This is a genomic window from Embleya australiensis (assembly GCF_051903075.1).
Lineage (GTDB): Bacteria > Actinomycetota > Actinomycetes > Streptomycetales > Streptomycetaceae > Embleya.
Genome location: NZ_CP182423.1, coordinates 2511902 through 2533569 on the forward strand (window position 1 = coordinate 2511902; position 21668 = coordinate 2533569).

Consider the following 21668-nt stretch of genomic DNA (forward strand, 5'->3'; position numbering starts at 1 on the left):
TCGGACCTGCGACCCACGAGGCGGATCCCGGCGGTGGTTCGGCGGGAAACCGAGTACGGGTACTCAGGTCCCCGTCCGGCCGAGGGGCCAGGATGGCGATCATGACCGACCGCACCGCGTACCCGAACCGCCCGCGCCCGACGTGGGGGCCGCCGCGGCACCCCCGGAGGCGGCCGCACGGCGCCTGGTACACGGTGCCCGCCGCGGCGGCCGGGGCGAGTGTGCTGTGCGCGGTGGCCGCCGGCGTGGTCCGGCTCGGTGCCCGGGTGACCGGGTCCCTGCGCGACACGACCACCTACGGCGACGGTTCGCCGGTGCCGCCGCACCCGTGGAACGACCACCAGGGCACGATCGACCTCTGGCTGCTCGCCGCCGTGATCACCGCTGCCCTCGCCGCGGCCGGGTTCGTCGGTCTGGCCGCTGCCCGGGGCCGGGCGAAGCGCCGTCGAGGGCTTGGATCATCATCGTCGTAGGGCGTCGCCGCCCTCGCCCTCGTCGTCGGGAAGAAGGTCGGAAAGCACATGACTCGGTCGCGCACGTTCACCTGGCAGGATCCGAAGCTCTCCGCCGTCGCCGTGGGCACCATGTCGGGGCTGGACTTCCTGCGCGAGATCGTGGCCGGACGGCTGCCCGGACCGCCGATCGCGGCCAATCTCGACTTCACCCTGGAGGAGGTCGAGGAGGGCCGGGCAGTGTTCGCCGTCGTCCCGGGCGAGGAGCACTACAACCCGATCGGCAGCGTGCACGGCGGGCTCTACGCCACCCTGCTCGACTCGGCGGCCGGCTGCGCCGTGCACACCACCCTCGCCAAGGGCGTCGGCTACACCTCGCTCGACCTGTCCACCCGGTTCCTGCGGCCGATGACCGTCGATACGGGCAAGGTCCGGGCGATCGGCACCGTGCTCACCCGGGGCCGGCGCACCGCCCTCGCCGAGGCCGGCCTGTACGACGCGAACGACCGGCTGCTGGCCCACGCCACCAGCACGTGCATGCTGTTCGACCTGCCGACGCCCTGACCCGAGCGGTTGCCCCGGCCCTCGGGCGAAACGCGGCCGGGGCACCGGCGGGACCGTGGTCCCGGCGATGCCCCGGTGGCGGTCGAACGTGCGACCGCGGCCTACCTGCGGACGACGACGTTCTCCGCTTGCGGACCCTTGGGGCCCTGAGTGACGTCGTACTCGACCTCGTCGTTCTCCTCCAACTGCTTGAAGCCGGTGCCCTGGATGGCGGAGAAGTGGACGAAGACGTCCGGACCCTTGTCATCCTGCTCGATGAAGCCGAAGCCCTTGTCCGCGTTGAACCACTTCACCTTGCCTGTTGCCATCGTTCATTCCTTCATCTGATGCCACGACGCGCGACGGGCGCGTCCGCCGGAGCCTCGTCGCGACTGCGGCCCCCGAGATTTCCCGCCCGGCCGGCGGCGAAACACGCGGTGGACGCGGGCGGCGGCCCCGGATCGGCTCAGCGGGCCGAGTAGCCGCCGTCCACCAGGTGGTAGCTGCCCTGGACGAACGAGGCCCGGTCGGACAGGAGGAACGCGGTCAGTTCGGCGACCTCCTCGGCGGTGCCCAGGCGGCCCTGCGGGTGCAGCGACACCAGGAGCGCGTGCTGCTCCTCGTCGCTGTCCCGCAGCAGCGGGGTCTCGATGAACCCGGGGCCCACCGCGTTGATCCGCACGCCGTGTTCGGCGTATTCGACGGCGGCGGTCTTGGTCAGGCCGATCACCCCGTGCTTGGCGGCGACGTAGGCGGCCTGACCGGCGAAGCCGTTGGTGCCCAGGATCGACGACATGTTGACCACGGCCCCACCGCCGGCGGCCAGGATCGCGGGCAGTTCGTGGCGCATCGAGTAGAAGACCCCGGACAGGTCGGTGGCGATCACCCGGTCCCAGGCCGCGACGTCGTACTCGCCGGTGGGCCCGCTGGGCCCGGCGATGCCCGCGTTGTTGACCGCCAGGTGCAGCGCGCCGAAGGTCTCGACGGTGAAGCGTACGGCGGCCTCGACCGAGTCCGGGTCGGTCACGTCCACCGCGACCGCCGCGGCCCGCGCGCCGGTGGCGGACAGGGCGTCGGCGGCCTCCCGGGCGCCGGCCTCGTTGAAGTCGGCGAGGACGACCGCGGCGCCGCCGGCGGCGAGTCGGTGGGCGATGGCCAGGCCGATGCCGGATGCCGCGCCGGTGACGAGGGCGACCTTGCCGGCGAACTCGACGGCGTACTCGGGGGTGGTGGTGCTCATGGGTGGTTCACGACCTTTGTGGAACGGGTGTTGCCTGATGTGGGATGGACGTCCCCCGTCGGGTCGGCGAGCATGCCGACCAGGGCATCGAAGAACCGCTCGGCGAGCGCGGGCAGCGCCCCCGGATCGCCGGCCCGGGCCCAGGCCCGCAACGCGGCGACCAGGGTGCCGGCGCCGGCGCCGACGACCACCGCGGGGCGCGGATCGTGGTCGGGGTCGACGCCCAGACGGGCCGCGATCACCCGCACCGATTCGGCCTCGGCCTCGATCCGGATCCGCTGGTAGGCGCCGAACAGCGCCGGCTCACCATCGACCCGGCGGAACAGTTCCAGGTGTCGGGCGAGCCGGGCGTCGGCCGCGGTGTACTCGATCGCCAGCCAGTCGGCCACCGCGGCGCGGTAGGCGAGCAGCGGCGGTTCGGCCTCGGGACGGGCGCGCAGCGCGTCGTTGATCCGGGCGGTGTTCTCCCGGAACTCGGCGAGGACCGCGTCCTCCTTGCCGGCGAAGTGCCGACTGAACGTGCGGCGCGTGACCCCGGCCCGCTCGGCGACGGCCTCGACGGTGACTCCGTCGAGACCGTGCGCGAGCAGCAGCTCGACGGCGGCGTCGGACATCGCCTCCCGACTGCGCCGGGTGCGTTGCCGACGGCCGTCGGATTCGGGGTCGTCGATGCTCATATCAGCAGCGTAACACTCTATTGTCCCGATGGGACATAACCCGCCTCGGTCTCGGGCTACCCCAGCCCTCCGACCTCGCCCGCCGCCCGTCGGGTCGCCGCCTCGTCGAGGATGTACGCCGGGGTCAGGGTGTGTTCGTCGTGGTCGTCGTAGTAGCGGTGGTACACCGGGGTCAGCCCGCCCGAGACGGGTGGCACGATCCAACTCCAGTCCGCCGGACACCTGCGGCCCGCCTCGGCCTCGCGCTCGACGTGGCGCAGGAAGCGGGTGGACTCGGTGTGGTGGTCGGTGATGGTCGCGCCGGCCGTGTCGAAGGAGTGCAGTACGGCCCGGTTGAGCTCGATCAGGGCCCGATCGCGCCACAACGTGCGCTCGCTGGAGGTGTCCAGCGCGAACAACTCGGCGATCGCCGGCAGCGCGTCGTAGCGATCCGCGTCGACCAGGTTGCGGGCGCCGATCTCGGTGCCCATGTACCAGCCGTTGAACGGCGCCGCGCTGTACGAGACGCCGCCGATCTCCAGGCGCATGTTGGAGATCGCCGGGACCGCGTGCCAGCGCAGCCCCAGGTCGGCGAAGTCCGGGTGCTCGGGGTGGGTCAGCGCGATCTCGCGGATCGCGTCCGGGGGCAGTGCGTACGGCCGCAGCCGGCCGTCCCGGCCCTCGATGATCAGCGGCAGCGGGTCGAACTCGGTGCCCTCGCCGCGCCAGCCGAGTTCGTGGGCGAGATCGGTGATGCCGAGATTGCGGCCGTCGCCCACCGGGGTGCCGTCCGCGCGACGGTAGCCGGCGTAGCGGATCAGCTGCTCGTTCCAGATCCGTACCTGCGGACCGGTGGGGGTGTCGGGGGCGAACACCGTCAGGGTCGGGCGGATCCGGCCGCCGCGCCAGGTCTCGCGCAGGTGCCCGGCGCACTGCGCGGCGACTTCGTCGGGCCGGCTCACGTGTCGGCGGTCGCGCACGGCCAGGCTGTTCCAGTACAGCCGGCCGATGCAGCGGGCCGAGTTGCGCCAGGCGACCCGGGCGCCCCAGGTGAGTTCGGCGGAGGTGTGGGTGTAGGTGCCGGTGTCCCGGATCTGCTCGGCGATCTCACGCCATCGACTCGCGGGATCCACGGGGGACTTGGTCTCGCGGAGGAAACGCTCCAGGAAGGAGCGGGCGAGTTCGGGATCGACGGCACCGCGGGGGCGTGGGGAGTGGATCAGCGGTGGCGGGGCGGGCAGGGATGCCGCCGGTGCGGGGAGTTGGGCCGGTATCGCGCCCGCTTCGACCGCCGCTGCGGGAGGGTGGCCCGGTGGGGCGGGGAATCGGCCCGTGGGACAGGCGACTTCGTCGGGCGGTGACGGAACTCCGGGATGGGACCCGACGGGTGACGGCTGATCCTCGCGGATTCGGGTGCTGCCGTGTTCGGTCAACGTTCTCCTGGGAACCGGCTCGGCGGCGCGACGACGGGTCGCGGGAGCCTGTTTCGGGTCTGGGCGGGGTACGAGACGGCGAGGGTGGTCCGAGGGTTCAGCCGGGTGCCTCCGCGGCGACGGGGGTCGGTATCTCGACCTCGGCCTCGGCGGCGTACGCGCCGACGACCGGATCGTGGTGGATCTGGCTTCTGTTAAGGCCCAGTCGGCGCAGTACCCGGGCGCTGTCGAGCACCATCGCGGGTGGTCCGCTGAGATACGCGTCGCAGTCGAAGCGCGGCCCGTACTCGCCGACCACCTCCGAGATCCCTCCGCTGATCCCGGCCAGGGTCAGGTCGTCGAGCGCGGGTCTGACCCGCAGCCAGGACACCTTCTGGGACAGGCGCAGCAGGTCCTCCAGGCCGTACAGGCCGCTGTGCGCGCTGGCGCCGTAGAAGAGGTCGACGAACCGATCGGTGCCGTAGTAGGCCAGTTCCTCCACCATCGCCTTCAGCGGTGCGAGTCCGGTGCCGCCCGCGACGCACAACATCGGGTTGGGTGCCAGGTGGTCGACGACCATCTCGCCCATGGCTGCACCGAGTTTGATCCGGTCGCCCGGCTTGGCCTTGTGGACCAGGGCGTTGCTGACCCAACCGGCCGGTACCGAGCGCACGTGGAAGGTGAGCAGGCCCTGGGGGTCGGGCGCGTTGGCGATCGAGTAGGCCCGCCATACCCGTGGCCACCACGGGGTTTCCAGGAACGTGTACTGGCCGGCCCGGTACGGGAACGGGATATCGGGGCGGACGGTGACCACCGCGATGTCATCGGCGGCCTTGTGGTGCGAGACGATTTCGGCCGCCCAGTGCGGGGGGTTGGTCCGGGCGTCCTCGTCGGCGGCGCCGATCATGATTTTGGCCGCCGCGCCGTACGCGCGTACCCAGGCGGCCTGTACCGCGTCGTTCCAGGTTTCGCCGCTGTAGCGGGCGAGTGCGGCGACCAGGCATTCCCCGACCAGGTCGTAGTGTTCGGCGATCACGTCGAACTTGCGATGGTCGCGGCCGAGTTGGCCGAGGTAGCCGTGCAGCGCGGGAGCGTCGTCCAGATCGCCGACGATGCGGATCAGTGCGTGCAGCAGGCGATCGCGCTGGACGTCCATCGCCGGGGGGAAAAGGTCGCGGAGTTCGGGCCGCCGCAGGAACAGCAGCGCGTAGAAGTGGGACGTGACGTCGGCGGCCCGAGGAGCGACGACCGCGAGGTTGTACCGAATGAAGTCGGCGTCGTTATGTCGGATGTGGTCTGCGTCGTTGGATTCCAAAATCGGCCCATCGGTAGCCCTTCCACAAGAGGGTTGCTCGGCCGGTTCCGTCGCGAGTCCTTCGCGAGTCCATCGCGGAACACCGGCGGCCGGAACACGATCATCGGATCATCGCCCCGGCGTCAAGTCGAAGGCCCGGTTCCGGTTCTGGAGGCACAGAAGTCTGTTATGCGCCGGTTGACCGGTAATCCACCTACACTCTCCGCAGCCGTACGCACACGTATGGGAGTGGTAAACCCCCAGGTGAGAGTGCAATTCCGGCCGGCGGAGAGCGGCGTGCGAGGGTGCCGGGAACCGCCGGCCGGAGCCCGGGACGGCCGAGTGCGTCGTCGTGGAGATGGGTGGCACGCGCCGAATCGTGTCTACGCGCGTCGCGGACGCATCGCGCGACTGGCCGCCCCCGACGGTTGTCGGCGGGGGCGCGACGCCCGGGAATCGGCTCGACGAAGCCCCGCCGCACGCCCGAAAAGTCCGCATACGCGCACGGACCGCGCCCCGGGTCGGTGCGAGGGCGCGGTCCGTCGGCGGTGCGGGTGGGGTCAGAGCGGGGTGATCTCGCCGTGAGCCTGCGCCAGGAACCGGTAACCGACACCGTTGGCCTTGATGCCGGCGCGCTCCTCCTCGGTGAGTTCGCGCCGGATCCGGCCCGGTACACCGGCGACCAACACGCCCGGCGGCACCCGCATGCCCTGCGGGACCACCGCGCCGGCGGCGATCAGGGCGCCGGCGCCGATGTGCGCGCCGTTGAGGACGGTGGAGTTCATCCCGACCAGGACGTCGTCCTCGATCGTGCAGCCGTGCAGTACCGCGTTGTGGCCCACGGACACTCGCGCGCCGATCACCGTGGGGAAATCGGGGTCGCTGTGCACGGTGCAGTTGTCCTGGATATTGGTTTCGGGGCCCACGGCGATCGACTCGGCGTCGCCGCGCAACACCGCGCCGTACCATACGCTCGACCCGGCGGCGAGGGTGACGGCGCCGACCACGGTCGCGTTCACCGCGACGAACGCGGCGGGATCGACCTGCGGAACGCGTCCGCCCACGGCGGCGATCAGCGGGTTGGACATGACCCTCCTTCGACACGCGGACCCACCCGATCCGCGACCCTGGCACTGTAGCCGCGGCTCCGCGGCCCCCGACCGGCAGTGCCCGGCCGCGCTCGGGGCCTGCCTCGGCCGGATTCCGCGACGCAAAGGTCGCGCGCCGCGATGCCGTCGGGTTCCGCGCCCGATGCGTGGGCATACTGGCGGGATGGCTGATGCGCGGCGGTTGCCGGGGATGGGTGCGGGGCGGCTTCGGGGGGTGTGCCTCGGGTTCAACGGCGCCGTCGAGGAGTTTCCGTTCGGACGGAACCCGGATGTGTCGACCTTCAAGGTCGGTGGGAAGATCTTCGCCCTGTCCACGCTGACCGACACGCCGCCGCTGCGGGTGAGCCTGAAGTGCGATCCGGACCTGGCGGTTCGGCTGCGCAACGATCACCCCGCGATCGCGCCCGGCTACCACCTCAACAAGCGGCATTGGAACACCGTGACCCTGGACGGCTCGTTGCCGGAGGCGATGGTGCGGGATCTGATCGAGGACTCCTACGACCTGGTGGTCGCCTCCCTGCCGCGACTGCAACGGCTCAGGCTCGACTGGCCGGGGCAGCGGGAGCGCAATCGCGAGGACGGGTGACTCCGCCGCCTCGTGGGCCGGCCCGTCGGGGCCGATGTCTGGACTTGCCGGTCCATTTTTGCCGACCTACGGTTGCCGGCATTCCCACACGACGTGCCCGCTCGCGCGGACGGCCGGAGAGGTGTCACCCATGTATGCGATCCGTATCGAGGAGCACGGCGGCCCCGAGGTCATGCGCTGGACCGAACTGCCGGACCCGTCCCCCGGCCCCGGCGAGGTGCTGGTGCGCCTGGGCGCCGCCGGGGTGAACTACATGGACGTCGGCGCCCGCGGTCGAGGTGGTCCGGGCTGGGCCGCGCCGGCGATCCTGGGTGTCGAAGGCATGGGCCGCGTCGCCGCGCTCGGCGAGGGCGTCCGGGACCTGGCCGAGGGCGACCGCGTGGCCTGGTTCTACCACCCGGGCAGTTACGCCGAACTCCTCGTCGTACCGGCGCACTCACTGGTCCAGGTGCCCGATGGGGTCGACGACGAGACGGCCGCCGCCGTGATGATGCAGGGCCTGACCGCGAGCCACCTGAGCACCGAGACCCACCCGATCACGCCGGGCGATACTGCCGTGGTGCACGCCGCGGCCGGCGGAGTCGGCCTGTTGCTCACGCAGATGGTCAAGGCGCGCGGTGGCCGGGTGATCGGCCTGGTCTCGCGCCAGGACAAGGTTCCCACGGCGAAGGAGGCCGGCGCCGACCACGTGCTGGTCCACTCCGGCGGCGGCTTCGAGGACCGGATCCGGGAGCTGACCGGCGGGCGGGGGGCGGACGTCGTCTACGACGGAGGCGGCGCCGACACCTTCCGCTCCTCCCAGCTGGCCCTGCGTCCGCACGGGGTGCACGCGTACTACGGCCCGTTCATGGGCGTGCCGACCCTGCGACCCACCGACCTGCCGAACAGCATCCTGCTCACCTACCCCGTGGTGCATCACCACGTCGACACCCGTGCGGCGCTGCTCCGGCGCACCGGCGAGATCTTCGACCTGATCCTGGACGCACGCCTCACCCCGCGCGTCACCGGCCGCTACGCCCTCGCGGACGCGGCCCGTGCCCATGCGGACCTCGAATCGCGCCGGACCACCGGCAAGCTGCTGCTCCTGCCGTGACATCGCCGGGCCCGACCCGGCTCGACCGGAACCGATCGCATCGGGAGGACACGTGCCGTTGACCCGCAAGGGCGCCGCGACCAGGCGACGCATCATCGAGGGCGCCGCCGAGCAGATCCGTGCCGAGGGTGTGTTCGGGCTGCGGCTGGAGGACGTCATGGCTCGCACCGCCACCAGCAAGAGCCAGCTCTTCCACTACTTCCCGGACGGGAAGGACGAACTGCTCCTCGCGGTGGCCCGACACGAGGCGGCCCAAGTCATCGACGACCAGCAGCCGGAGCTGGGTGCGCTCACCTCCTGGGACGCCTGGTATCGATGGCGGGACAAGGTCCTTGCCCGCTATCGCGCGCAGGGCGTCGACTGCCCCCTCCATGTGGCCCTGTCCCGGCTGGGTACGGCCACCGACGCCGGCCGGAGCGTCGCCGGCGAACTGCTCGACCGGTGGCAGGGACAGTTGGCCGAGGGCATCCGCCACATGCAGGACGGCGGCGAGATCGCCCCCGCGCTGGACGCCGACCGCGAGGCCGCAGCCTTGCTGGCCGGCATCCAGGGCGGCGTGCTGATCCTGCTGACCACGGGTGCCACGACCCACTTGGAAGCCGCCTTGGACCTGGGCATCGCCCATCTGCGCACCGGGGGTCCCCGGGACCGTTGAGCAAGGGGTGGCCTCGATGAGGGCAACCGGCTTGATTCGCAAGCAAGTTCGGATGCGGCTCTGGCAACCGTGGGACGGCGGCGCCGAGTTCTGGGGCGCAACGGCTTGCGGTCGCCGATGTCCTGCCCAGGGCTGGGCGGTCCGCGGTGGCCGCACGTATCGAGCGGGTGCCGGGGGTCGGGCCGCTCGGCCGGGACGATCACCCGGAACCGCCGTGGCCGGCGACGGAGGTCGTTTGCCCGTCTGTCGCGTCCGAGTGGGTCGACTTCGCCGGCTCGCCTCCGGCGGGGCGCGGATTGCGCCCGGTCCGGTTCGCTCCTCGCTCATTCGTTCGCTTTCTCGGGCGCGCCAATCCTTGTTCGACGTGCCGAGGTCGAATTTCCGGAACGTTCCGGAACGGATGAGGCGCGCCGATACGGATCGGGGCCGAGGGTGACTGAGGGTGAGTTTCCGGGGCCGGCGGCCTGTCGGAGTGCGGCGGAGCGCGCCGTGCGGTTCGGCCGCCGGTGTTCGGCGATCCTCCGGCGGGCGTGCTCGTTTCCGCGGTGTCGGAGTGCCGTTGGGCACGGTGAGCTGCGGGTTTCTTGAGGCAGTCGTGCCGCCGTGGCCGGGTTCGGCCTGCGGGACCGGTCCGGCGGTGTGTGCGGTCGGTTCCCGGCCGTGGGTCCTACGCGCCCTCCGTGGTCTCGGGATTCGTGTGCCGGGAACGCTGGTCCGCGATGTTTCGTGGTGGGTTCCGGGAGTGCCCGGCTCGATTCGGTCCAGGGGGCCGAGAATCCGGTCCGAATGTGCCTTCGTCCGCCGGGGATCCGCCTGCTTCGGGATCCGGTTCGCCCCGGACCGCCCTGAATCGCCCTCCGTGAGCCTCGAATCCATTGCCTGTCCCCGAGGGTCGACCGGGGCGCTTTGAGCGGCCCTGTCCCGCCTGTGGGCCTTCCAGGGGCCGATGAACGGTCGCCCCGGCCGCGCATCCGCCGTCTCGGTGGCCGGATCGGCGTCCGTTCGCGGCTCTTCCGTCATCGGCGCCTCCCGCGCCGCGGGGCCCTTCGATGTCCCGAGTTCGGCCCGCCGGCGCGCTATCGGCCCGGCCGACACCTCGTGTTGGGCCCCGATCCGGGCCCCGGGCTCGCGAGCGCACCCGGCCGACGGGTGCGTGTGCCGTCCCGAGTTCGTGCCGGCGGTGGGCTTTCGCAGGGCCGGGGAGCCCGGTTCCGTCCCGTGCGTCGACGGGTGTTGGCGCGCCGGGGTGGGAAATCGGTTTCGACGGGCCGCGTGTCGGCGCGTATTTCCCGATTACCGGACCCTCGACAGGGGGCCGAAGGGGTGTTTCCCGCGCCGGATCCGAGGGCCCTCGTGCCGCCTCGGGCCTTGTCCCACAAGGGGAAAACGGTCCTTCGCCGGCGAACGTCGGGACCGGATACGCGGATTTGGTCGGTGTCGGACCGATCTCCGTGCGGGGTCCCCGTCGTTGATCCAAGGGGGTGTTTCGAGCGCGTCGTTACCGCAGTTCGAAATGCCCCCCGTGTGACGGAGAGTTACAGTCATGGAAATGGGTACTGGCGCAACGGCGTTCGACCCGATCGGTCGGATGGTCCGGCCGGTCGAAGGCGATCGGTACCCCCGCACCACGAAAGGCGTCTCATGAACAAGGCACAACTCGTCGAAGCCATCGCCGACAAGCTCGGCGGCCGGGCTGCGGCCGAGGAAGCGGTCGACGCGGTTTTGGACACCATCATTCGTTCGGTCGTCGCGGGTGACCGGGTCTCGGTCACCGGCTTCGGGTCGTTCGAGAAGGTCGACCGGGCCGCTCGTTACGCCCGTAACCCCCAGACGGGCGAACGGGTTCGGGTCAAGAAGACGTCGGTGCCGCGCTTCCGCCCGGGCCAGGGCTTCAAGGACCTCACCGGCGGTACCAAGAAGCTGACCAAGGGCGAGACCGCGATCAAGAAGGCGTCCCCGGGCACCGTGTCCGGCGGCACCACCGTCGCGGGCAAGAAGGCCGCGGCCAAGAAGACCACCGCGAAGAAGGCCACCGCCAAGAAGACGGCCAAGAAGGCCACCACGCGCGCCGCCGCGCCGGCCGCCGCGCGCAAGACCACCGCGAAGAAGGCCACCACCCGGGCGACCGCGGCGGCCAAGACCACCGCGGCGAAGAAGACCACCGCCAAGAAGGTGACCGCCAAGAAGACGACCGCCAAGAAGACCACGGCCAAGGCGACCCCGGCGAAGACCACCGCCAAGAAGGCCGCCAAGCCGCCGACGCGCGGCGCTTCCGGTCGCAAGGGGACCGCCGCCAAGCGCGCGACCGGCGCTCGTACCGCCAACCGCGCCTGAGGACCACCCGGTCGGATGTGATGGTCGGACCGCCCACACGGGGCGGTCCGACCGGGCTCGCCGCGCCGGCGCGGCACGGCGGCCCATCTCCCGATACGCACACGCTCCGGCGGGGCGACCCGCCGAAGCACCATCTCGTCGACCACCCGTCACGGCACGCCGTGCCGGTCGGACCACGCTCGACCGGACACCACGGACTCGCCCGGCCGATTTTGCCCCGAGCCCGTCCGCGGCGCACGCGCCGCCGCGACGGGCGCCGGCGCCGGCTCTACCGCCCGTTCAGCTCGGCCACGATCGACGCCGGGGTATGGCCGCTCCCGTCCGACAGTCGATGGAAGTCGACCGCGACGAAGTTCGGGGCGCGGCCCGCCGCCTGTTCGCACTGCTGTGCGATTCGATTTCTGAGCTTGGTCCCGTTGTCCAGGGCCGCGGTGCCCACCGTCGGCACGTTGCGGAAGTGGCTCATTACGAACAACCGGCGAAAGCCCGGTTCGGTCCGGTCCAACGGCACGTCCGACCAGCGGCTCGTACAGGCGAGGTCGTTGCCCAGGTCGCCCAGGCTCCAGTAGTTCTGCACGGTCCACGCCTTGTCGTACATCACCCCCAGGCTCGTCTTGTCCGACCGGTCGGAGAACATCAACAGCCGCTTGTTCGCGCCGACCAGATCCGCCACCCTCGGCCAGCCGTTGTCGCGCACTCCGGCGGTGTCCGGGCGGAACAGCAGATCCGACAGGCCGCGCACCCGGCCGAGCGAGCCGCGCAGTTGCTCGGTGTCGACGTAGTCCTCCAGGAAGACGGTCACCACCTCCAGCGGATTCGCGGTCAGGAAGTCCACGACGGTCTGCATCGTGCCCGCGAAGCTCTGCCGGGGCAGGGCGTACGTCACTCCCGCGAACGCCTTGCAGTCGCCGTGGCACAGGTAGACGTCGCTCGGGTAGCAGTCGCTGCCGAAGCTGATCACGCACAGCGCGGTGCTGTGCTCGTACCAGTGTGTGTCGAGCATCAATCCGCGTACGCCGCCGGCCAACTGGCCGCGCACCGACTCGGATTGGTTGACCGAGGACCATCGGGAGTCCTCGTAGTTGGTGAACGAGTTGTGCGTGGTCAGCGAACCGACCTGATCGAGCCGGGCATTGCCCCAGCGTTGCTCTGCGGCGGTGAGGGGTGCCGCGGAGCCGACGGCGGAGGCGGCCGAGGGGAGGAGGGCGGCCAGGAGGGCGAACACCACGACGAGCAGCCCGAGTCCGGGCCGGCCGGTCGAGCGCGACCCACCGCGCGCGCCGCGGTGTTCGAGGGATCCGAGAGAGGCGGCCGAGACGCCGCCGGAAGAGTCCATGGCCCGGGAACGTACCCGGAATCCCTCACGTTGTGACCCCCACGAACCGACCGGCCCGCGACCCCTTTCGGGCCATCCGGCTTCACGCATGCCGGTGTTCAGGCCAACGTCACCGTCACCGGGAGTTCCTTGATGCCGTTGACGAAGTTCGAACGCACCCGGCGGACCTCGCCGGCCAGGCGGATGTCGGAGATCCGGGGGAGCAGTTCCTCGAACATGATCCGCATCTCCAGGCGGGCCAGGGCGTTGCCGAGGCAGAAATGCGGGCCGCCCCTGCCGAAGGTGACGTGGTCGACGCCGCGTCGGGTGACGTCGAAGTCGTACGGGTTCTCGAACACCGCCTCGTCCCGGTTGCCGGAGGCGAACCACATCACCACCTTGTCGCCCTCGCGGATGCGCCTGCCGCCGATCTCGACGTCCCGGGTCGCGGTGCGGCGGAAGTGGTAGACGGGCGAGGCCCAGCGCAGGAACTCCTCGACGGCGTCCGGCATCAGCGCGAGGTTGTCGCGCAGCAGCTCCAGCTGGGTGGGGTTGTCCAGCAGGGCCAGCATCGAGTGCGAGATCGCGTGTCGGGTGGTCTCGTTGCCGGCCACGACCAGGAGCAGGAAGTAGTTGTCGAAGTCGTGCCGTGACAGCGGCACACCGTCGGAGGGGGCCTGGTTGACCAGCCGGCTGACCAGGTCGGTGCCCTCGCCGCCCCGCCGACGTTCGGCCAACTCGCGTCCATAGGCGAAGACTTCGAGCGAGGCCGGGCTGCGGAAGGGCAGGTCGCGATACCGCTCGCTCTCCGCGCTCTCCAGGAGTACGTCCGCGTAGTCCGGGTCGGTGTTGCCGATGATGCGGTTGCCCCAGTCGATCAGTTTCCCGGTGTCCTCGCCCGGCACGTCCAGCATCTTGGCCAGCACGTTGATCGGGAAGTCGGCGGAGACCTCGTGCACGAAGTCGAACGTGCCCTTGGCCAGCGCGTTGTCGAGGGTGCGGGCGGTCAGCCCGCGCAGGAACGTGCCGTAGTCGGCGATCGCGCGCGGCGTGAACTGCCTTTGCAGCAGCCTGCGCAGCGCGCCGTGGCGCAGGCCGTCGGTCTCCAGGAGCGAGCGGCGGATGGCGATCTGCGAGTCGTCGACCTCCTCCAGGTTGGTGAAGCGTGTGGAGGTGAAGGTCTGCGGGTCGCGGTCGACCGCGACGATGTCGGCGTGCCGGGTCAGCGCCCAGAAGCCGCTGTTCGGCGCCGGTTCGGGCTGCCAGTGCACGGGATCCTCGCGGCGCAGCGTATGGAACATGCGCCACGGCGTCTCGCCGTCGAGGAAACGGTCGTTGTCCGCGAGGTCGATCTCGTCGAGCGGCATCGGCTCGGGCGTCGCCGAGGCGGTGGTGGGGGTGCGCACGCTGGCTCCTCAGAGGTGGTGGGCGTACTCGGTGAACTCCCAGTCGGTGACGTGCCGGTGGAAGCGGGCGACCTCGTCGCGCTTGTAGGTGAGGAAGGCGTCGGTGAACTCCGCGCCGAGCAGCGCGGTGAGCGCGTCGTCGGCCGCGAAGGCGTCCAGCGCCTCGGTCAGCGTCGCGGGCAGGACCGGCGCCTTGGCGGTGTCGTAGCCGTACCCCTCCAGCGGGGGCGGCGGCATCGCCTTGTCGCGCAGGCCCAGATGCACCGCGGCGAGCAGCCCGGCGACGGCCAGGTACGGGTTCGCGCTCGCGTCGCCGAGGCGGATCTCCAGGCGCGCGCCGGCGCCGCGCTCGGGCGGTATCCGCACCATCGCGCTGCGGTTGTCCAGGCCCCAGTCGATCAGCCACGGCGCGAGCGTGTCCGGCCCGAAACGTTTGTACGAGTTGACCGTCGGGTTGAGCAGCGCGGCCAGTGCGGGGGCGTGCGCGAGTACGCCGGCGATGGCGTGGTGCGCGACGGTGGACAGGCCGTGCGCCCCGTCGGGGTCGTCGAACGCGTTGGTCCCGTCCGGGTCCACGCAGCTCAGGTGCAGATGGAACCCGGAACCACCCTCGTCCGCGAAGGGTTTGGCCATGAAGGTGGCCAACCGGCCTTCCAGGCGGGCCAGTTCCTTGACCGATGCCTTGAAGCGGAAGGCCCGGTCGGCGGCGTCGAGCGCGTCGGAGTGGTGCAGGTTGATCTCGAACTGGCCCGAGCAGTACTCGTGGTTGCCGGTGGTGGCGCCGATGCCCAGCTTGCCGAGGTGGCGCAGGGTGCGCAGCAGGTGGCCGTCCGGGTCACCGCGCCGGCCCGCGACGTAGACGTTGCCCGGCGCGTCGCCGTACCGCCGCCACCCGCCCCGGACGTCCGGGTCCGGCTCGCACAGGAAGTATTCCAACTCGGGCCCGACCACCGGCCGCAGCCCGGTCTCGTCGGCCATGCGACGCAGCACGTCGCGCAGCACCGAGCGCGGTGCCTCGGCGGCGGGTCGCCCGGTCGCCGGGTCCATGGTGTCGCCCAGACACCACGCCACGCCCGGCTCCCACGGAATGTCGACCAGGGTGTCCGGGTCCGGGTACACGCAGATGTCCGGCAACCCCGCGTCCATGCCGCCGGCGACCGCGACGGTCTCGCCACGGGGTGTGGTGTGGAAGACCGCGCGACAGAAGGCCAGTCCGTGGGCGTGCACCGAGGGCAGGTGGTCCACCAGCACGTCGCGACCACGATCGGTGCCGATCAGGTCCGGGTAGGCGACCCGGACCACGTCGATCCCGCGCGCCCGCAGCTCGGCGACGATGTCGTGGACCCGGTCCGACTCGGATGGATTCACCGGATTCTCCTCGCACGGGATGGACGGCGGCGGCACGAGCCGATTCGTTTGAGCCCAAACCATATGGAGGTCGCAGGTGTCGCACAAGGGGTTGGACGAGCCTTTTACGCACGTGACAACGCGGAGCGGGAGGCATATCGTACGGACCCAAACGATTCACTCGGCTCGGCTTCGGACTCGCAGAGGGAGGCGCCATGACCGGCGTACGCGGCGTACACGGTTTCTTCCACCCCAAGACCGGCACGGGCCGGTCGTCGATGATCCCCGCACCCCCGTGGCACTACTCCGGCGACCTGCTCACCGTCGAGTACCGCACCGACCCCGCCCGGGTGGCCGAACTGCTGCCCCCACAACTCGAACTCGCCGACGAGGACCCCGGCGCGGTCGCGCTGATCTGGGCCGACTGGCAGTCCTGCTCGGCCGGGCGGGGCGAACTGCTCGACCCGGTGCGCGCGCAGTACAAGGAGTGCTTCGTGGTGGTGCGCTGCCGCTACGCGGGAGGGACCTACTCGCGCTGCGTGTACATCTGGGTGGACAAGGACTTCGCCATCGCGCGCGGACTGCACCAGGGCTATCCGAAGAAGCTGGGCTCGATCCACCAGACCCGGCCGCACCCGTACGGCCCGGCGCCCCGGATCGAGGCGGGCGCGAGGTTCGGCGCCACCCTCGCCGCCGCCGACCGGCGCCTCGCCGAGGTGGTGGTGACGCTGCGCGAGCCCGCGCCGACCAACGGCTTCGTCAACGGGCATCCGATGGCGCACCACCGCTGGTTGCCGTCGATCGAACCGGGCGGGGGACTGGCCCTGGACGAACTGGTGGTCACCGGCGCCGAGTCCGCCGAGGGCGGGCAGGCGTGGGCCGGCGACGCGGAGTTGACCCTGTTCGAGGCGCCCACGGAGGAACTGGCCCGGCTGGAGCCGATCGAGCCGATCGGCGCCTACTACCGCCAGGTCGGCGTGGTGTGGAACGGCGGCACGCTGCTGGCGAGCGGCGCGTCGGGGGTGTCGGGCGTGGCGTAGGCCCGGCGGGAGTACACGTGTGAAGGGCCCTGCCGGTCGGCAGGGCCCTTCACACGTATGCGGTCAGCCGCGCCCCCGCCCGATGCCCGCGTATACGTGCGGTCGGGCCACGCGCAGGTACAGCGCGAACAGCGCACCCACCACCCCCGCGCCGAGCACCAGCGCGGGCAGCACCCAGCGCAGCGCGGAGCCCGAGTCGACGCCCAGGAGTACGCCGAAGTTGTCCAGGGCGGCGACGAACACCACCGCGAGCAGTACCGCGGCGACGGCGGGCGCCACCAAACGGCTCCACGCGTTCTCGCCGTCGGCGCCGTGTCGGAGGAAGAAGGCGATCACCGCGAGCGAGGTCAGCACCAGGAGCAACATCACGCCGAGCGCGCCCAGGTTGGTGAACCAGTTGAACAGGGTCGCCATCGGGTCGCGGTCGAGCACGGCGAACACGATCACCACGGCCGCGGCGAGCACGGTCTGGGTGGCCGAACCCAGGTGTGGGGAGTCGTTGCGCGGATGGGTGCGGCCCAGCGGGGTCGGCAGCACCCCCTCGCGTCCGAGCGCGAAGAAGTAGCGGGCGACCGCGTTGTGGAAGGACAGCAGCGCGGCGAACAGGCTGGTGATCAGGAACACCTGGGCCACGTCGGCGAAACCCGAGCCGATCTGGTCGCCGCCGAGCACGAAGATCAGGTTCGGTCCGTGCTCGCCCGCCGCCGCGACCGCCTTGTCGGTACCCGCGCCGCTGATCAGCGCCCAGGCGGTGATCGCGTACAGCACGCCGATCACGCCGACCGAGATGTAGGTCGAGCGGGCCACGGTGCGCCGGGGATCCCGGCACTCCTCGCCGTAGATCGCGGCCGACTCGAAGCCGGTGAAGGAGGCCATCACGAAGCAGAAGGCCGCGCCCATCGAGCCGGTGGTCAGCGCGTCCCAGGAGAAGGGGTGCGGCGACACGCCCTCGGGAGCGTGGCCGAACGCGCCGATGTCGAAGACGAGTACGGTGATCGTCTCGGCGATCAGCAGCGCGGCCAGCACCCGCGCGTTGAGGTCGATCCGCAGGTAGCCGAGGGTGCCGACGATCGCGATGCCGACCAGGACGATCACCCACCAGTCGACGTGCCACCCGAACTTGGCGTCCAGGAAGTCGGCCGTGGTGAAGCCGAACAGGCCGTAGATGCCGATCTGCATGGCGTTGTACGAGATCAGTGCGACGAACGCGGCGCCGAGGCCGGCGACCCGGCCCAGCCCTTGGGCCACGTAGGCGTAGAACGCGCCCGCGCCGGTGATCCGCCGGCTCATCGCCGCATAGCCGACGCTGAAGACGGCGAGCAGGGCGGCCAGGACGAGGTAGGCCGCCGGGATGCCGGACGTCTCGGTGACCGCGAGGCTCTGCGGGATGCCGCCGGCGGCGACGGTGAGGGGGGCTGAGGCCGCCACCACGAAGAAGACGATGTGCGCGACGCCGAGCGAACCTCGGGAGGAGACGGTCGGGTCGGGGGCGGAGGAGTTGTTCGTCGACGCTTCTCTGACTGCCATGTCCGGCGCCTCCGAGGATGGGGACGGGTGGGGACCGGTGGGAACGGGCGGGAAGCCATTCGTTTGGGTCCGTACGATCTGCGAGTGCCGCCGATCGTACGGATGCAAACAGGTCCTCACAAGGGCTAGATTTCAAGGTGCACAGGGCGTATCGGGCCGGGGTCGGATACGCGCACGACTAGATAAGGCGGGGCACGTTGGTCGGCAAGCGGTCCATCACCGAGACGGAGAAGGCCGTTCAGGCCCGGCTGGGCGACATCCCGCTGCGGCGCGAGCAGATGGCCGCGGTGTCGAACATCTACCGGGCCGCCGCCGCGGTGCGCCAGCACCTGGAGAACTCGGTGCTGCGCGACGCCGAACTCACCTGGACCGCGTTCACGGTGTTGTGGGAGGTGTGGATCTGGGGCGAGAGCGAGACCCGGCACGTCGCCGAGGAGGCGGGCATCTCCAAGGGCACGCTCACCGGCGTCGCCCGCACGCTGGAGACGCGCGGGCTGCTCAACCGCACTGCGCACGCCACCGACGGCCGGCTCGTGCTGCTCTCGTTGACCCCCGCCGGCGAGGAGCTGATGGCCCGGGTCTTCCCCGCCTTCAACGCCGAGGAGGCCTTCGTCGCCGACGACCTGACCCCGGACGAATGCCTCACCCTGGCCGACGGCCTGCGCCGCATCGTGGCGCAGTTGGAGGCCAAGGGAGAGGAACGCCGCCAGGAACTCCTGGCCGGCGGCGAACCGAAGCCGAGGCGCGGGGGGCGACGGCCGAAGGGATAGGGGCGGATGTCGGACGGGTCTGCTTCGCTCGGTGCGCCGCATCGAGCGGGTGGTCCGGACGAGGAGGAAACGTGGGCACGTGGGGCAGTGGCAACTTCGACAGCGATCCCGCCCATGAGCACTTGACGATGATCGTGGAGCGGCTCGTCGACGAGGTCGCCGAGGTGATGGCGGCGGACGATCCGGTACAGCTGGAGCCGGACGAGTACTGGGGTGTGGCGATCCCGTGCAACCTGGAACTGGTGTGCGCGCTGTACGACGCCGGCTATGTCGCCGACAGCATGCCCGCCGCCGAGGTGGTCGAGGGCTGGAAGGAGACCTTCATGGGCGTTTGGGAACGCACCATCGACGGTCTGGGGCCGTCGGAGGAGTGGAAGAAGGAGCGGCGGGAGATCCAGGTCGCCACGTTCGACCGTATGGTGCGGGCGTGCGCCGAGGTGGCCGCCCGATAGCACGCTGCGCGCCGTGTCGTGCCGCGGGTGGTTACCTCGTGGCCGCCTCGATCAGTGCGTCGAACAGGGCCTGTTGGGCCGGGTCGGTGGCGGCGGTGTCCTCGGGGTGCCACTGGATCGCGACGAACCAGCCTGCGGGGTCGACGAGTTCGACCGCCTCGACGATGCCGTCGGCGGCGGTGCCGGTGATCCGGAGGCCGGGGGCCGGGCGGTCGATCGCCTGATGGTGGTAGCAGGAGACGTCCAGGTCCTTGGTGCCGGCGGCGCGGGCGGTGGTCGAGTCGGGGGTCAGCGTCACCGGGTGCACGACGTGGCGGTGGTGGACGGGCATGTCCTGGGACAGCGTGCCGCCGAGCGCCACGTTGACCACCTGGAGGCCGCGACACACGGCGAGGGTGGGCAGGCCGACGGCCAGCGCGTGGCGGGCGGCGGCGAGGTCGAAGGCGTCCTGGTCGGCGTCGACGTCGTACACCTCGTCGTGCGTGGTGTCCGCGCCGTAGGTGCTCGGTGCCACATCGCCGCCGCCGGGCAGTAGCAGGCCGTCGGCGCGGGCCAACCGACCCGCGGCACCGGCGGGTTCGGCCGGGTGCATCATGAACGGCTCACCGCCCGCCCGGTACACCGCCTCGGCGAGGGCGCGGGCGGTGACCTCGGCGGCGTAGCGCAGGGCGGACGTGGTGGCCGCGAACCGGCAGGGGAGGGCTATCAGGGGGCGGGGCACGGGGGTCTCCGGGGGTGCGGCGGGACGGTGGAGCGCTGTGGGGTCGGGGCAGGCGGACCGGCCGCTCGGGACCAACCGCCGTGCAGGTCGGGTGAGTTGCCGGCCGCCGGCGTCACAGGCTGATCCAGGTCGTCTTGAGGTCGGTGTACTTGTCGAGCGCGTGCAGCGACTTGTCCCGGCCGTGGCCCGATTGTTTGACGCCGCCGAACGGGACGTTGAGGCCGCCCTCCTCGTAGCAGTTGACCCAGACCGTGCCGGCGCGGATCGCTCGGGACAGGCGGTGCGCGGCGGAGAGGTCGGTGGTCCACACGCCGGCCGCGAGGCCGTACTCGGTCGCGTTGGCGAGGCGCATCGCCTCGTCCTCGGTGTCGAACGTGAGCACCGCCAGCACCGGGCCGAAGACCTCCTCGCGGGCGAGCGCCATGTCGGGGGTGACCCGGTCGAACACGGTCGGCTCCAGGTAGTGGCCCGGGCGATCGAGCCGGGCCCCGCCGGTGCGCAGCCGGGCGCCGGCGGCGTCGGCGCGGGCGATGTGGTCCCCGACCCGGGCCAGGTGCTCGGCGGTCACCAGCGCGCCCATCGTGGTGGCCGGGTCGAGCGGGTCGCCGACGCGCAGCGCGCGGGCCCGGTCGACCACCGCGTCCACCACCTCGTCGGCGATCGAGGAGTGCACGAGCAGCCGGGACGGCGCGGTACACATCTCGCCCTGGTTGAAGAAGATGCCCCATGCGGCGCTTGCCGCGGCGGCCGGTACGTCGGCGTCGGGCAGCACGATGTGCGGCGATTTCCCGCCCAGTTCGAGCCAGACCCGCTTGAGGTTGGAGTCGGCGGCGTAGCGCAGGAAGTGCCGGCCGACGGCGGTGGAGCCGGTGAACGCGAGCACGTCGACGTCCGGGTGCAGGCCGAGGGCGCGGCCGGTGGTCGGGCCCTCGCCGGCGATCACGTTGAACACCCCCGGCGGCAGGCCGGCTTCACTGGCGAGGCGGCCCAACCGCAGCGCGGACAGCGGTGACTGTTCGGCGGGCTTGAGGACGACGGTGCAGCCGGCCGCCAGCGCCGGGGCGACCTTCCAGGCGGCCATGGTGAGCGGGAAGTTCCACGGGACGACCGCCGCGACCACGCCCACCGGTTCGCGGGTGACCAGGGCCAGGGCGTCGGCGGGGGTCTGCGGTGCCTCGTCGACCAGCTTGTCTGCGACCTCGCCGTACCAGCGGAACGTGGCCGCCACCGCGCGCAGTTCGATGTCGTACGCCTCGGTGATCGGCTTGCCCATCTCCAGCGAGACGGTCAGCGCGAGTTCGGCGCGGTGGGCCTCGACGGCGTCGGCGAGCCGGATCAGCGTCCGGCCGCGATCGGCCGGGGCCAGTCGGGGCCAGGGGCCTGCGTCGAAGGCGCGGCGGGCGGCGGCGACGGCGAGGTCGACCTCGCGCTGCCCGGCGCGGGCGGGTTCGGCGAGGGGGGTGCCGTCGCGCGGGGCGATCACGGTGAAGGTGTCGCCGCCGCCGGGGTGGTCCTCGCCGTCGATGTGATGGGCCGTCACGGGACGGAGCCGGTCGGCGCGTCGCAGCCAGTCGTCATGCGTGGGGTGCTGGGGCGGGTCGCTCGGGTCGTTCGGGTGGGGGTGCTCCGTCATGGTGTCCGCTTTCGTCGGGGCGGTCGGCCGCGCGAGGCGACCGGACGGCGGGGCTTTCGTGGCGATTGTTTGGGGGCAAACGA

General features: G+C 71.5%; 21 protein-coding genes. 9 read left to right on the forward strand and 12 right to left on the reverse strand.

Annotated elements, in window-relative coordinates; genetic code table 11:
• Positions 1-101 precede the first annotated feature (101 nt).
• Positions 102-473, forward strand: coding sequence for a hypothetical protein (locus ACMXN5_RS41215; protein ID WP_439680006.1), 372 nt, complete (start codon positions 102-104; stop codon positions 471-473).
• Between the two features lie 48 nt (positions 474-521).
• Positions 522-1016, forward strand: a complete 495-nt coding sequence (locus tag ACMXN5_RS41220) for a PaaI family thioesterase (protein WP_395796234.1) — start codon at positions 522-524, stop codon at positions 1014-1016.
• 101 nt (positions 1017-1117) lie between these two features.
• Here ACMXN5_RS41220 and ACMXN5_RS41225 read toward each other — a convergent pair whose 3' ends face one another.
• The 6 genes from ACMXN5_RS41225 to ACMXN5_RS41250 form a co-directional block, all read right to left on the reverse strand.
• Positions 1118-1324 (reverse strand): cold-shock protein, encoded by a 207-nt coding sequence (locus tag ACMXN5_RS41225; RefSeq protein WP_395796235.1) that lies wholly within the window; start codon positions 1322-1324, stop codon positions 1118-1120.
• 137 nt (positions 1325-1461) lie between these two features.
• On the reverse strand, positions 1462-2235 hold the full coding sequence (locus ACMXN5_RS41230; RefSeq protein ID WP_439680007.1) for an SDR family NAD(P)-dependent oxidoreductase: 774 nt from the start codon (positions 2233-2235) through the stop codon (positions 1462-1464).
• Positions 2232-2912, reverse strand: coding sequence for a TetR/AcrR family transcriptional regulator (locus ACMXN5_RS41235; RefSeq protein WP_439680008.1), 681 nt, complete (start codon positions 2910-2912; stop codon positions 2232-2234). Before ACMXN5_RS41235 ends, ACMXN5_RS41230 begins: the two co-directional genes overlap by 4 nt.
• 56 nt (positions 2913-2968) lie before the next feature.
• A complete protein-coding gene (locus tag ACMXN5_RS41240) occupies positions 2969-4111 on the reverse strand; it encodes a nitric oxide synthase oxygenase (protein ID WP_439681390.1) in 1143 nt (380 codons plus the stop codon).
• Between the two features lie 310 nt (positions 4112-4421).
• A complete protein-coding gene (locus tag ACMXN5_RS41245) occupies positions 4422-5618 on the reverse strand; it encodes a globin domain-containing protein (RefSeq protein ID WP_439680009.1) in 1197 nt (398 codons plus the stop codon).
• Between the two features lie 539 nt (positions 5619-6157).
• On the reverse strand, positions 6158-6685 hold the full coding sequence (locus tag ACMXN5_RS41250; RefSeq protein ID WP_395796239.1) for a gamma carbonic anhydrase family protein: 528 nt from the start codon (positions 6683-6685) through the stop codon (positions 6158-6160).
• A 211-nt stretch (positions 6686-6896) separates the two neighbouring features.
• Here ACMXN5_RS41250 and ACMXN5_RS41255 point away from each other — a divergent pair, with 211 nt between their 5' ends.
• The 4 genes from ACMXN5_RS41255 (at position 6897) to ACMXN5_RS41270 (ending at position 11374) form a co-directional block, all read left to right on the forward strand.
• Entirely contained in the window at positions 6897-7292 is a 396-nt protein-coding gene (locus tag ACMXN5_RS41255; protein WP_439681391.1) for an MmcQ/YjbR family DNA-binding protein, read from the forward strand.
• Between the two features lie 130 nt (positions 7293-7422).
• Positions 7423-8385, forward strand: a complete 963-nt coding sequence (locus tag ACMXN5_RS41260) for a quinone oxidoreductase family protein (protein ID WP_439680010.1) — start codon at positions 7423-7425, stop codon at positions 8383-8385.
• A gap of 52 nt (positions 8386-8437) precedes the next feature.
• The gene (locus ACMXN5_RS41265) at positions 8438-9040 is read left to right on the forward strand and encodes a TetR/AcrR family transcriptional regulator (RefSeq protein ID WP_439680011.1); all 603 of its coding nucleotides are present in this window, start codon (positions 8438-8440) and stop codon (positions 9038-9040) included.
• Positions 9041-10681: 1641 nt separating this feature from the next.
• On the forward strand, positions 10682-11374 hold the full coding sequence (locus ACMXN5_RS41270; protein ID WP_439680012.1) for an HU family DNA-binding protein: 693 nt from the start codon (positions 10682-10684) through the stop codon (positions 11372-11374).
• 268 nt (positions 11375-11642) lie between these two features.
• On the opposite strand, the gene ACMXN5_RS41275 is transcribed toward ACMXN5_RS41270, so the two are convergent.
• The 3 genes from ACMXN5_RS41275 to ACMXN5_RS41285 all read right to left on the reverse strand — a co-directional run bounded on the left by ACMXN5_RS41275 (position 11643) and on the right by ACMXN5_RS41285 (position 15463).
• A complete protein-coding gene (locus ACMXN5_RS41275; RefSeq protein WP_439680013.1) occupies positions 11643-12710 on the reverse strand; it encodes a PI-PLC domain-containing protein in 1068 nt (355 codons plus the stop codon).
• A gap of 98 nt (positions 12711-12808) precedes the next feature.
• On the reverse strand, positions 12809-14056 hold the full coding sequence (locus ACMXN5_RS41280; protein WP_439681392.1) for a cytochrome P450: 1248 nt from the start codon (positions 14054-14056) through the stop codon (positions 12809-12811).
• 48 nt (positions 14057-14104) lie between these two features.
• Complete coding sequence (locus ACMXN5_RS41285; protein ID WP_439680014.1) at positions 14105-15463, reverse strand: glutamine synthetase family protein; 1359 nt, start codon at positions 15461-15463, stop codon at positions 14105-14107.
• Between the two features lie 194 nt (positions 15464-15657).
• On the opposite strand from ACMXN5_RS41285, the gene ACMXN5_RS41290 reads away from it, so the two are divergent.
• Entirely contained in the window at positions 15658-16482 is an 825-nt protein-coding gene (locus ACMXN5_RS41290) for an acetoacetate decarboxylase family protein (protein ID WP_439680015.1), read from the forward strand.
• A gap of 63 nt (positions 16483-16545) precedes the next feature.
• Here ACMXN5_RS41290 and ACMXN5_RS41295 read toward each other — a convergent pair whose 3' ends face one another.
• Positions 16546-18009, reverse strand: coding sequence for an APC family permease (locus ACMXN5_RS41295; RefSeq protein WP_439680016.1), 1464 nt, complete (start codon positions 18007-18009; stop codon positions 16546-16548).
• Between the two features lie 197 nt (positions 18010-18206).
• Between ACMXN5_RS41295 and ACMXN5_RS41300 the strand changes: the two genes are divergently transcribed.
• Together ACMXN5_RS41300 and ACMXN5_RS41305 are read left to right on the forward strand one after the other, a co-directional pair.
• Entirely contained in the window at positions 18207-18779 is a 573-nt protein-coding gene (locus tag ACMXN5_RS41300; RefSeq protein WP_395796245.1) for a MarR family winged helix-turn-helix transcriptional regulator, read from the forward strand.
• Positions 18780-18850: 71 nt separating this feature from the next.
• On the forward strand, positions 18851-19231 hold the full coding sequence (locus ACMXN5_RS41305) for a DUF4259 domain-containing protein (protein ID WP_439680017.1): 381 nt from the start codon (positions 18851-18853) through the stop codon (positions 19229-19231).
• Between the two features lie 31 nt (positions 19232-19262).
• On the opposite strand, the gene ACMXN5_RS41310 is transcribed toward ACMXN5_RS41305, so the two are convergent.
• Together ACMXN5_RS41310 and ACMXN5_RS41315 are read right to left on the reverse strand one after the other, a co-directional pair.
• Positions 19263-19952 (reverse strand): gamma-glutamyl-gamma-aminobutyrate hydrolase family protein, encoded by a 690-nt coding sequence (locus ACMXN5_RS41310; RefSeq protein ID WP_439680018.1) that lies wholly within the window; start codon positions 19950-19952, stop codon positions 19263-19265.
• A 112-nt stretch (positions 19953-20064) separates the two neighbouring features.
• Entirely contained in the window at positions 20065-21585 is a 1521-nt protein-coding gene (locus ACMXN5_RS41315) for an aldehyde dehydrogenase (protein ID WP_439680019.1), read from the reverse strand.
• Positions 21586-21668: the final 83 nt, after the last annotated feature.

What these genes read in the sequence shown, in the direction of transcription:
- ACMXN5_RS41215 (WP_439680006.1), top strand. Translation starts at nt 102, where the DNA reads ATGACCGACCGCACCGCGTACCCGAACCGCCCGCGCCCGACGTGGGGG.
- ACMXN5_RS41220 (WP_395796234.1), top strand. Translation starts at nt 522, where the DNA reads ATGACTCGGTCGCGCACGTTCACCTGGCAGGATCCGAAGCTCTCCGCC.
- ACMXN5_RS41225 (WP_395796235.1), bottom strand. Translation starts at nt 1,324, where the DNA reads ATGGCAACAGGCAAGGTGAAGTGGTTCAACGCGGACAAGGGCTTCGGC.
- ACMXN5_RS41230 (WP_439680007.1), bottom strand. Translation starts at nt 2,235, where the DNA reads ATGAGCACCACCACCCCCGAGTACGCCGTCGAGTTCGCCGGCAAGGTC.
- ACMXN5_RS41235 (WP_439680008.1), bottom strand. Translation starts at nt 2,912, where the DNA reads ATGAGCATCGACGACCCCGAATCCGACGGCCGTCGGCAACGCACCCGG.
- ACMXN5_RS41250 (WP_395796239.1), bottom strand. Translation starts at nt 6,685, where the DNA reads ATGTCCAACCCGCTGATCGCCGCCGTGGGCGGACGCGTTCCGCAGGTC.
- ACMXN5_RS41255 (WP_439681391.1), top strand. Translation starts at nt 6,897, where the DNA reads ATGGGTGCGGGGCGGCTTCGGGGGGTGTGCCTCGGGTTCAACGGCGCC.
- ACMXN5_RS41260 (WP_439680010.1), top strand. Translation starts at nt 7,423, where the DNA reads ATGTATGCGATCCGTATCGAGGAGCACGGCGGCCCCGAGGTCATGCGC.
- ACMXN5_RS41270 (WP_439680012.1), top strand. Translation starts at nt 10,682, where the DNA reads ATGAACAAGGCACAACTCGTCGAAGCCATCGCCGACAAGCTCGGCGGC.
- ACMXN5_RS41275 (WP_439680013.1), bottom strand. Translation starts at nt 12,710, where the DNA reads ATGGACTCTTCCGGCGGCGTCTCGGCCGCCTCTCTCGGATCCCTCGAA.
- ACMXN5_RS41280 (WP_439681392.1), bottom strand. Translation starts at nt 14,056, where the DNA reads ATGCCGCTCGACGAGATCGACCTCGCGGACAACGACCGTTTCCTCGAC.
- ACMXN5_RS41290 (WP_439680015.1), top strand. Translation starts at nt 15,658, where the DNA reads ATGACCGGCGTACGCGGCGTACACGGTTTCTTCCACCCCAAGACCGGC.
- ACMXN5_RS41295 (WP_439680016.1), bottom strand. Translation starts at nt 18,009, where the DNA reads ATGGCAGTCAGAGAAGCGTCGACGAACAACTCCTCCGCCCCCGACCCG.
- ACMXN5_RS41315 (WP_439680019.1), bottom strand. Translation starts at nt 21,585, where the DNA reads ATGACGGAGCACCCCCACCCGAACGACCCGAGCGACCCGCCCCAGCAC.